This is a genomic window from Prevotella sp. P6B4 (assembly GCF_000619985.1).
In the GTDB taxonomy this organism is placed as follows: Bacteria; Bacteroidota; Bacteroidia; order Bacteroidales; family Bacteroidaceae; genus Prevotella.
On record NZ_JHVE01000045.1, the window covers coordinates 1 to 1,671 of the forward strand.

General features: G+C 35.8%; 3 protein-coding genes. All 3 read left to right on the forward strand.

The genetic code is table 11. From position 1 onward, the window contains the following. On the forward strand, positions 1–210 hold a 210-nt coding region (locus tag T491_RS17960; RefSeq protein WP_036916235.1), incomplete at its 5' end, for a hypothetical protein. A 34-nt stretch (positions 211–244) separates the two neighbouring features. Next, positions 245–712, forward strand: coding sequence for an NTF2 fold immunity protein (locus tag T491_RS0115195; protein WP_081773413.1), 468 nt, complete (start codon positions 245–247; stop codon positions 710–712). A gap of 270 nt (positions 713–982) precedes the next feature. Then, positions 983–1,528, forward strand: coding sequence for a hypothetical protein (locus T491_RS0115200; protein ID WP_155950175.1), 546 nt, complete (start codon positions 983–985; stop codon positions 1,526–1,528). The last annotated feature ends 143 nt before the right edge of the window (positions 1,529–1,671 follow it).

Here is a 1,671-nt window from a genome sequence, read left to right on the forward strand (position 1 = left end):
TCTGGAGCGATATCGGTCTATGGTCAGATTAATCTGTCTGGCATGGTGCCAGAATCGACCGACAGTTTGCAGAAATGCAAAATCCGCTACTTCTCTCCCAGCAGAGGCGGGATGAACCGAGTATGGGATTTTTCTAAGAAACTGGGCTCCAAGGAGTCTTCGCAGGTGATGTTTATGAGATACTACTGGTCTAATAAATCAGCTAATTAAAGCAATAATGGAAATTTTTAAATGATTATATTATATGAAAAAGAAACGTTTTTATTCTACAGTACTTTTATTTGTTGTTATTTCTTTTATGTGTGGATTATATTTTGGGAAAACAAAAGAAGACTCATCCCTACACAAACTATCTAACAAGGATATTGTAAGACTCTCATCTTCTGATCAGTTTTCAGGGAGAATATATTATCATGATAGAGTTGACTTCTGTAATGATGTTGTGCCTAATGAAACTATTGCTGTGAAAATGGGACTTCTGTTATTGGAGTCAATTTATGGTAGTGATATCTATAACGAAAAACCTTATTATGTTGCTTTACAAGATAGTGTGTGGATCGTGGAAACAGCGTTGTATTCTGAGCCAGAGTTAAAAGAAGAAACTACCAATGATTCTGAGATGGAGTGGAGCTCTTTGAATGAAGGGGGAGTTGGACATGTCGAAATAAATAAGCATAGTGGACAAATATATACTATATATCACACGAAATAGTAACGAGCAAAAGATTAAGGAGAATGGTTGGGAAGCATTGAATACTTTAAATAGGCTACAGAGATTCACGGGGGCAGAGAAAGTGATCATTATAACAATTAATTTGAATATACAATGAAACTGAAATTATTACTACCATTATTGCTATCTGGAGCGATGCCGGTCTATGGTCAGGTGAATCTGTCTGGCATGGTGCCAGAATCGACTGACATCTCTGGCACGGGACTGTCCCCTGACATGTGACATGTAAATGATAATTCGATAATTCAAATGAAACAAATATCGAGTAATAACAAAGAAAATGGCCTCCTGAATATGATCAGGAGAACCCCTGCGATTCTCTGTATATTTACGACTTTTCTTATAATCGTTGTTTATTCGGTATCAATGACATTTATAAAAAATGAGGATTTTATTGGCTCATATTATCGTGTAAATATAAGACCAGATATTGCTTTGGAAATATGTGGTACAGCAAAAGGAATTTTAGACTTGAAAGAAGATGAAGTAATTATATGCGATATCGATTCTATGATTGTTGACGATGATGTGATATATGGAATTTGTGGAAAAGGCTATTTTCTGATGACTCTCTCAAATAGAGAAGTTACTTACAGTGCAGGTCCAATGTCGCAATATTCAGCAAATTGTCTTTCAAGCCCGATGGAATACTATAAAAAAAAGACAATGTATATTGATGTACTTGGCCTTATCGTATTATTCCTTTGTTTTATCTTCGTAATAAAAGGTTGGTACCATAAGAGGAATTTACAGAGATGGTTCTTACCTTGGGGATTCAAGGGGCGGAGAAGGTAATCATTACAACCATTAGTGATATATTATTTATGAAACTGAAATTATTATTACCATTATTGCTATCTGGAGCGATATCGGTCTATGGTCAGATTAATCTGTCTGGCATGGTGCCAGAATCGACCGACAGTTTGCAGAAATGCAAA

Excerpts from the sequence above, each read along its gene's own strand:
- T491_RS0115200 (WP_155950175.1), top strand. The coding sequence starts at position 983 with ATGAAACAAATATCGAGTAATAACAAAGAAAATGGCCTCCTGAATATG.
- T491_RS0115195 (WP_081773413.1), top strand. The coding sequence starts at position 245 with ATGAAAAAGAAACGTTTTTATTCTACAGTACTTTTATTTGTTGTTATT.